At 61.9% G+C, this 8,319-nt stretch carries 9 protein-coding genes; 6 read left to right on the forward strand and 3 right to left on the reverse strand.

Annotated elements, in window-relative coordinates:
• The 3 genes from GSM73_RS06940 to GSM73_RS06950 all read left to right on the forward strand — a co-directional run.
• Window positions 1-1,314: transglycosylase SLT domain-containing protein (locus tag GSM73_RS06940; protein ID WP_160892033.1), on the forward strand; the 1,314-nt coding region annotated here is incomplete at its 5' end.
• Window positions 1,315-1,413: 99 nt separating this feature from the next.
• Entirely contained in the window at window positions 1,414-1,848 is a 435-nt protein-coding gene (locus tag GSM73_RS06945) for a DoxX family protein (protein ID WP_047226345.1), read from the forward strand.
• A 252-nt stretch (window positions 1,849-2,100) separates the two neighbouring features.
• Complete coding sequence (locus tag GSM73_RS06950) at window positions 2,101-2,409, forward strand: hypothetical protein (protein WP_047226346.1); 309 nt, start codon at window positions 2,101-2,103, stop codon at window positions 2,407-2,409.
• Between the two features lie 47 nt (window positions 2,410-2,456).
• On the opposite strand, the gene greB is transcribed toward GSM73_RS06950, so the two are convergent.
• The 3 genes from greB to GSM73_RS06965 are packed head-to-tail and all read right to left on the reverse strand — an operon-like array spanning window position 2,457 to window position 6,176.
• Window positions 2,457-2,954, reverse strand: a complete 498-nt coding sequence (gene greB / locus GSM73_RS06955) for a transcription elongation factor GreB (protein ID WP_047226347.1) — start codon at window positions 2,952-2,954, stop codon at window positions 2,457-2,459.
• Between the two features lie 34 nt (window positions 2,955-2,988).
• Window positions 2,989-5,493 carry an ABC transporter permease gene (locus tag GSM73_RS06960; protein WP_076385720.1) on the reverse strand — a complete coding sequence of 835 codons (2,505 nt, stop codon included), beginning with the start codon at window positions 5,491-5,493 and terminating at the stop codon, window positions 2,989-2,991.
• Complete coding sequence (locus GSM73_RS06965) at window positions 5,493-6,176, reverse strand: ABC transporter ATP-binding protein (RefSeq protein WP_092397715.1); 684 nt, start codon at window positions 6,174-6,176, stop codon at window positions 5,493-5,495. Before GSM73_RS06965 ends, GSM73_RS06960 begins: the two co-directional genes overlap by 1 nt.
• A 10-nt stretch (window positions 6,177-6,186) precedes the next feature.
• Here GSM73_RS06965 and GSM73_RS06970 point away from each other — a divergent pair, with 10 nt between their 5' ends.
• The 3 genes from GSM73_RS06970 (at window position 6,187) to GSM73_RS06980 (ending at window position 8,270) form a co-directional block, all read left to right on the forward strand.
• On the forward strand, window positions 6,187-6,792 hold the full coding sequence (locus GSM73_RS06970) for an arylesterase (RefSeq protein WP_047226350.1): 606 nt from the start codon (window positions 6,187-6,189) through the stop codon (window positions 6,790-6,792).
• A 56-nt stretch (window positions 6,793-6,848) separates the two neighbouring features.
• Entirely contained in the window at window positions 6,849-7,142 is a 294-nt protein-coding gene (locus GSM73_RS06975; protein ID WP_047226351.1) for a hypothetical protein, read from the forward strand.
• Window positions 7,143-7,298: 156 nt separating this feature from the next.
• Window positions 7,299-8,270 carry a L,D-transpeptidase family protein gene (locus GSM73_RS06980; protein WP_047226352.1) on the forward strand — a complete coding sequence of 324 codons (972 nt, stop codon included), beginning with the start codon at window positions 7,299-7,301 and terminating at the stop codon, window positions 8,268-8,270.
• Window positions 8,271-8,319: the final 49 nt, after the last annotated feature.

The raw sequence follows: 8,319 nt of genomic DNA on the forward strand, positions 1-8,319 counted from the left end.
CGCGACCTTGCGCAAATCCGCAGCAGCCGGGTGCTGAAAGTTTTGGTCAACCAGAGCCGCAACAGCTCTGGCGAAGTCAAGGGGCAACCCATTGGCGTCGAATATCATCGCTTACGTGCCTTCGAGCAATACCTCAACGGCCACGCTCGGGATGACCAGAAAATCACCCTCAAGATCATTCCCAAGGCCAAGGACCAACTGCTGGGCGCCTTGCAGCGCGGAGAAGGCGATCTGGTCGCGCCCGGCGAGTTGCTCGAGCCCCTGGCTGGCCTTGCGGTCAGCGCCAGCCATCCGATTCGCACCGACGTGCCGTTGCTTCTGGTGGGAGCCAAGGGCCAACGGCGCTACACCCGCGTAGAGCAACTGTCGGGCAAAACCCTGGCCCTGCCCAACGGTAGCGCCGCAGGGGAGGCCTTGAGTCAGATCAACCAGAAGCTGGCACTGCGTAAATTACCGCCGGTGAAGATCGAGTGGGTCGACCCGACCCTGGCGGTGGAAGATGTGCTGGAAATGGTTCAGGCCGGGATTTTCCATCTGACCATCGTCGAGCAGCCCATTGCCGAACGCTGGAGCAAGATCCTGCCCAAGCTGCGTTTCGACCGGCAGGTGCTCATTGGCGAGCCGGCTGACGAGTATTGGTTTGTCCGTCGTGACGCCGCCATGCTGCGAGCGAGCATCGACCGCTTCCTGACGACTTATAAGGCGCCTTCCAATCAGGACGCGGCGTTTCTGCGCATCTATCGCCGCTTGTACCGGGTTCACTATCCGCTGGCCCGTGCCAATCGCCAGCGTCTTGAGACACTGCGCCCGGTGTTGCAAAAACATGCCACGGCCCAAGGCATGGATTGGCTGAACCTGGCGGCACTGGCGTTCAAGGAGTCTTCCCTGCAACCCAATGCCCGCAGTGGCAGCGGCCCTACGGGTCTCATGCAGATTACCCCTTCAGCAGCCCAGAGGGTCGGGGTGCGCAACATCCAGAACCTGGACGCCAACGTGCAGGCTGGCGCCAAGTACCTGGCCTTGATACGCCGAAAGTTTTTCGCCAGCCCCAAGCTCAATGAGCGCGAGCGAATGGCCTTCGTCCTGGCCGCCTACAACATGGGGCCTGAGCGTGTCCAAGGCATGCGGGCCGAGGCCAGGCGGCGGGGACTCAATCCCAATCAGTGGTTCTTCCAGGTCGAACGCATCGCCATGGAGCAGGTGGGAATGGGCGCAGTAAGCTACGTTAATAGTGTGAACAAATACTATCTGGCATTTGATCGTGAACGGGAGTCGCTGGAACCCAGGGAACAAAAGGTTGTTGTGCGTAAATGATCGAGTAAACTGATTGGTATTACGGATTTTTTCCGCTTTTATCATGCGTTTTGTTGATTAATATGGCGGCCAACCCACTTATCCCAAGGAATGAACCTAATGAGCACTTTCATCAACAAAGTTCTGTTTACTCGCGCTGGCTATGGCCTGACTGTCCTGCGCATCGTTGTCGGGATCATCTTCGCCGCCCACGGCTCCCAGAAACTCTTCGGTCTGTTCGGTGGCTACGGCCTGACGGGGACGGCGCAGTGGATGGAAAGCATTGGTCTGACCCCAGGTTATCTGATGGCGACACTGGCCGGCGGCACCGAGTTTTTCGCCGGGCTGGCCTTGATCATCGGTCTGCTGGCCCGTCCAGCGGCGCTGGGACTGGCCTTCCTGTCGCTGGTGGCGATTTTCTCCGTGCACATTGGCAACGGTCTGTTCATGGCCAACAACGGTTATGAGTTTGCCCTGGCTTTGCTGGCAGGCAGCGTCGCGGTGCTGATCGAAGGTGCTGGCAAGTTGTCGGTCGACCAGGCCATCGCCCGCTGATTGCATACCTGAATCATTGAAGGCCCGTCTGGAACGGGCCTTTTTTGTGCGCGCAGATTCTTGACACTGGCCGGTCAGCTTCTCTAGGATGCCGCTCATGCGCCGATTTAAACAGCTACTTGCGGGGCGCCAGGTGACTCATTCAGTCACCGATAGAAGCCGGTCACACGGGGCTTCGAAATACCGCTAAAGCGCTGGTTCGGTGTTGCCTCTCACCTGCCATGCAGACTTTTGAGGCAGAGACACGACACGATGAACGCATCCAGCCCCCTTGTACGTCTTGCGCCGATCACGGCGAACCTTCTGCAACGCAATCCAAAAATCCTTCTGGGCGGTACTCACCAGCCTACGTTATTGCGCTATCTCGACGGCTGGCCGCGACGCAACCACGGGCCGGCGGCGTTCCTTATCCAGTTTGTCGAAGACGGTGAGTCTCTGGCGCGTTTTGCCGATGACAGTTTCGATCTGGCCGTTATCCAGTCCCCCAGTGCGGCGCACGCCAGCGAAATGATCCGGCAATTGACCCGCGTGGCCCGACAGGGGCTGATTACCCGCCGCTGAGGTGAGCTGAGATGACTGGGTTTTTCGGGCCTTGGGCCGGTGAAGCTTTATATGTATTCAATGTGAGTGACATATAAAAGTTGTTCACCTGCGGGTGTCTGAACCTTGATCTCAGCATCCAGCGCTTTGCCGATCAACGCCCGCGCCAAGGGCGAGTCGATGCTGATGAGGTTCTTTTTCAGGTCCAGTTCGTCGGGGCCGACGATGCGATAGCGAGACTCTTTGCCGTCCTCATCTTCAACCGTGACCCAAGCGCCGAAATACACTTTGTTCGGGTCACTGGGTTTTTCACTGACCACCTTGAGGGCTTCCAGGCGCTTGGTGAGGAAACGCACGCGGCTGTCGATTTCCCGCAGCATTTTCTTGCCATAGGTGTATTCGGCGTTTTCCGAACGATCCCCCTGGGCCGCCGCCTCGCTGACTGCTTGGGTCACCTGAGGGCGGCGCACATGCCACAGTTCATGAAATTCAGCGCGCATCCGCGCCTCGCCCTCAGGGGTGATCAACGCGGTGCCGGCGGTGCGGGGTGGGCGATAACGGCTCATGGCAACTTCTTGTGGTGGCGAAGCCGGGAGTCTATCAACCCTCGCGCAAGACTGTCAGCGGGCTGGCATTGAGGGCTCGACGCGTGCCGAACACACCAGCAGCCCCGATCAATAATGCTCCCACCAAAGGCAGTACCAGCAGCCATGGATGCGGATGCCAGGGCAGGTCGAACGCGTAACGATAAAGCACCAGGCTCACCAGTTCCGAACCCAAGGCCGCGAGCAAGCCACTGACCGCACCCAACAGCCCGAACTCGATGCGCCGGGCCTTGACCAGCAGGGCTCGTTCGGCACCCAGGGCGCGGAGCAGCGCACCCTGGTGGATCCGTTCATCGAGGGTGGCTTGCAGGCCGGAGAACAGCACGGCCATTCCCGCAGCCAGTACAAACAGCAACACATATTCCACGGCCAGGGTGACCTGGGCCAGGATGCTGCGCAACTGCTCGAGCAGGGCTTCGACTTGCAGGATCGTCACCGCCGGGAAGGCCCTGGACAGGTCGACAATCTGCTGGTCGTGGCCCGCCGCCAGATAGAAGCTGGTCAGATAGGTGGCCGGTAGATCCTTCAGCGTGCCGGGTTGGAAGATCATGAAAAAGTTAGGCTGGAAGTTGTCCCAGTTGATTTCTCGCAAGCTGGTGACCTTCGCCTCGCGATTGACGCCGCCCACGTTGAAAACCAGACGGTCCCCCAGCTGGATCTTGAGGTTCTCGGCCACCTTGCCTTCTACCGAAACGCCCGGAATATCGTCCGGCGGTTGCTGCGGCCACCAGGTCCCGGCCGTGACGACGTTGCCCGCCGGCAGGTCCGCAGCCCAGGTCAGGCTCAGGTCGCGCTGCAGGGCCCGGTCACCAGCCGAGTCCTTGGTGACAAACTCCTTGGCCGGCTCGCCGTTGATACTGATCAGGCGTCCCGGTACCACGGGGTAGAGCGGCGCCGATTGCGCCGACAACGCCAGCAGCTTGTCGGTGAAGGCCTGCTTGTCGTTGGGCAAGATATTCAGGGCGAAATAGTTCGGGGCGTTTTTCGGCAACTGGTTTTGCCAGGTGTCCAGCAGCTCGCCGCGCAAGAGGGCGATCAGCGCCATGGACAACAGAATCAAGCCGAATGCCAACGCCTGGCCGGCCGCCGCCAAGGGGTGGCGCAGCAACTGGCCCAGGCCGAGCCGCCAGGGTAACGAGGCGCGGGCCAGCATCCTGCGCAAGCTTTGGAGCAGCAGCAACAGCAGGCCGCCGAGCACCAGTGCTGCGATGACGCCACCGCCGAGCAGGGCGAACGTCAGGACCAGGTCCAGGCTCAAGCGCCACATGATCAGGCCAAGGGCACCCAGGGCGGCCCCATAGACCACCCAGGTGCTGGAAGGAATCGGCAGCATGTCCCGGCGTAAAACGCGCAAGGGGGGTACCCGTCCCAGCGCGGCCAGAGGGGGCAGGGCGAAGCCGGCCAACGCCACCATTCCGGTGCCGATTCCGGCAATGGCCGGCAGCAGGCCACCCGGCGGGACGGTCGTGGGTAACAGGTCATGCAGCAGTGCAAACAGACCCAGTTGGGCGACCCAGCCAAGCAGCGCACCGCTGAGGCTGGCCAGCAGGCCCAGCACGGTCAATTGCAGGCTGAACAGCACCATGGTTTCCCGGCGTGACAACCCCAGGCAACGCAGCAGTGCGCTGGCATCAAAGCGTCGGGTGGCAAAGCGGTTGGCCGAGAGGGCGACGGCGACGCCGGACAGCAGCACCGCCACCAGGCTGGCCATGTTCAGATACCGTTCGGCCTTGCCCAGGGCGCCACCGATCTGCCGGTTGCCATCGCGTGCATCCTGCAGCCGCTGATTGGGCTCCAGGCCCGGCTTGATCAGGTCGCGGTAGGTTTGCAGCGCTGGTGCCGGGCCGCGCCACAGGTCGCGATAACTGACGCGGCTGCCGGGCTGCACGACGCCGGTAGCGTCCAGGTCCTTGAGGTTGATCATGACCCGGGGCGTGAGGCTATAGAAATTGCCGGCGCGATCCGGTTCGTAGGTCAACACACGGCTCAGGCGCAGGGGCTGGTTGCCGACGTCGATGCTGTCGCCTATTTTCAGGTCCAGTGCCGTCAGCAGCCGTGCTTCAACCCAGGCCTCGCCAGGGTTCGGTCGCCCGCCGGTTTCTTCCGGGGCGAACGGGGCAGGGGCGCTTTTCAGTTCGCCGCGCAGGGGGTAGATGTCATCGACGGCCTTGACGCTGGAGAGCTGAATGCCATTGTCGGTGGCCACGACGCTGGAAAACTCCACCACCCGGGCATGTTCGAGGCCCAGATCGGTGCCGCCGCGAATCTGTTCGGGACGGGCAGGCGAGCTGCCTTCGAGCAGCAGGTCGGCGCCAAGGAATTCGGTGGCGCGCATCATCATCGCGCCGTTGAGACGGGCTCCGAAGTAACCGATGGCGGTACTCGCCGCCACCGCCACCAGCAGGGCGAAGAACAACACCCGCAGTTCGCCGGCGCGGGCGTCGCGCAGCAATTGGCGGACAGCGAGACTGAACAGACGCAACAGCGGCAAGCGTGCCATCAAGGCTCCAGGGGGGCGACCATCTGGCCGGCTTCAAGTCGAATCAGGCGCCGGCAACGATGGGCCAGGCGTTCGTCATGGGTGACCAGCACCAGGGTCGTGCCGCTTTCCTTGTTCAACTCGAACAGAAGATCGCTGATGCGCTCACCGGTGTGGCTGTCGAGGTTGCCAGTGGGTTCGTCGGCAAACAGCACGTCCGGCTCGGCCGCAAAGGCACGGGCAATCGCCACGCGTTGCTGCTCGCCGCCGGAGAGCTGGCGGGGCGAATGGGTCAGACGCTGGCCCAGGCCGACCCGCTGCAGCAATTCCGTAGCGCGTTCGCGGGCATCCTGGCGACCATCAAGCTCCAATGGCAGCATGACGTTTTCCAGCGCATTGAGGCTGTCGAGCAACTGGAACGACTGGAAGACAAAGCCGACATGCTCGGCGCGGATCCGGGCCCGCTGGTCTTCATCCAGAACGCTGAGGGCTTGACCTGCGAGGGTCACTTCACCGCTGCTGGGCAGGTCGAGGCCGGCCAGCAGGCCCAGGAGGGTGGATTTGCCGGAACCGGATGCGCCGACAATGGCCAGGCTGTCGCCCTTGTTCAGTTCCAGGCTGAGTTCGTGCAGGATAGTCAGTTCACCTTCCGCGCTGGGAACCACTTTGCTAAGGTCCTTCGCGGTGAGAATGCTTGAGCCCATGGAGAATCCGATGCGTGTGTGGTTTTTGAGTGCCGGCCTGGCCCTGATGTGCATGGCCCAGAACGCAGCGGCGGGTACAGTCCTGATCGTTGGCGATAGTATCAGCGCCGCTTTCGGCCTGGATACCCGGCAAGGTTGGGTATCCTTGCTCGAACAACGGCTCAAGGCCGAAGGTTTCGACGACAAAGTGGTCAATGCTTCTATCAGCGGTGACACCAGTGCAGGCGGCCAGGCGCGGCTGCCGGCGCTGCTTGCAGCCCATAAGCCGGACCTGGTGATCCTGGAACTGGGTGGCAACGATGGCTTGCGTGGACAGCCGCCAACGCAATTGCAACAAAACCTTGCAGCGATGATCGACAGCTCCCGCGCCAGCGGTGCCAAGGTACTGCTGCTGGGCATGCAGTTGCCGCCCAATTATGGGCAGCGCTACACCGATGCCTTCGCCCGGGTCTACAGCACTCTGGCCGAGGAGAAAAACGTGCCGCTGGTGCCATTTTTCCTTCAGGACGTTGGCGGTGTTCCGGGGATGATGCAGGGCGATGGCTTGCACCCGTCCGTCGCGGCCCAGGGCAAGTTGCTGGAAAATGTCTGGCCGACGCTAAAACCGCTGCTGTGACGCTTTTCTACAGGCGGTCTTTCGGCTAATGTGGCGCCCCCGATTTGGAGCCCCCGATGCCGCGTCCCGCCTGGTCCCTGTTTGCCTACCAACTGATCGAGCCTGACGAACAGCTGGACCTGTTCGCCTGCCAGGAAGTGCGGGTGCATCTGGTGACCCGGCAACTGGAACTCGGTGGCTCGGCCGACCGGACCCTGTGCGGCAGCCTGCTGCCGGCCCAGCCGCGCTGGTCGGCTGTTGACCGCAAGATATTCCAGGACCATCGCCTGTGTTCATTGTGCCGGGCGATCCTGGAGTCCCAGAAGCGCGGCACCTCGCCGATCTGGCCGGAACTGCGGTTCGAATTGTAATTCCCCAGATCCCCGGCTCGCTCCCACAGGTTTTTATTTCAGTCTCCAGACATGCTAGGCATCGGACGCCTCATTGTCGCCCTCCCCGAAATAACGGGGGCCGGTGTACAATCACAGTCTTCATACCCTCTGTTCGACCTGCAAAGGATTTCCCGGATGTTGCTGCGCTTGCCTGCCGTCACCCGCTGCCTGTCTCTTGCCGCCCTGTGCATGGCTGGTCCCGTTGCCGCCCTGGAGCTGCCTCTGCCACCGCCAGGCGAAGACATTGTCGGCCAGGTGCAGGTCATCAAGGCCAAATACGAAGACACCTTCGCCGACCTGGGCACTACCTACGACCTGGGCTACACCGAGATGGTCGCTGCCAACCCGGGCGTCGATCCCTGGTTGCCGGGTGCGGGCACCGAGGTCGTGCTGCCGACCCGTTTCATCCTGCCGCCTGGCCCGCGCGAAGGCATCGTGATCAACCTCGCCGAGTACCGTCTCTATTACTTCCCCAAGGGCCGGAATGTGGTCTACACCTTCCCGCTGGGCATTGGCCGTGAAGGTTGGGGATCGCCGATCGCCCACACCAGCATCATTGCCAAGACCCCGAATCCGACCTGGACTCCGCCGGCCTCGATCAAGGCTGAGCATGCCGCCGACGGCGATCCGTTGCCGAACGTGGTGCCGGCCGGTCCCGATAATCCCTTGGGTCCGTTCAAGTTCACCCTGGGCACCCCGGGTTACCTGATCCACGGTTCGAACAAGAAGTTCGGCATCGGCATGCGCACCAGCCACGGCTGCTTCCGCATGTTCAACAACAACGTACTGCAGATGGCCGGCATGGTGCCGGTGGGCACCTCGGTACGGATCATCAACGATCCCTACAAGCTGGGTGTGAGCGGCGGGAAGGTTTATCTGGAGGCCCACACGCCGCTGGACGACAACGGCAACCCATCGGTGGTGGACAAGCATACCGCGGTGATCAACACGATGCTCAAGCGTGAGGACATCACCAGCAACCTGCGCATGGACTGGGATGTGGTGCGTGATGTGGTGGCTGCCGAAGACGGCCTGCCGGTGGAGATCGCCGTTCCGAATACTTCGGCACCGATGGTCTCCAGCGCGCCGATCGATCTGCAACAGTAAAACCTGCAATAGAGACCCGCCGGCGTTTCGCGATGTCGGCGGGTTTTTT

It is taken from the genome of Pseudomonas sp. PICF6 (genome assembly GCF_009831705.1).
Classification (GTDB): domain Bacteria; phylum Pseudomonadota; class Gammaproteobacteria; order Pseudomonadales; family Pseudomonadaceae; genus Aquipseudomonas; species Aquipseudomonas rhizophila.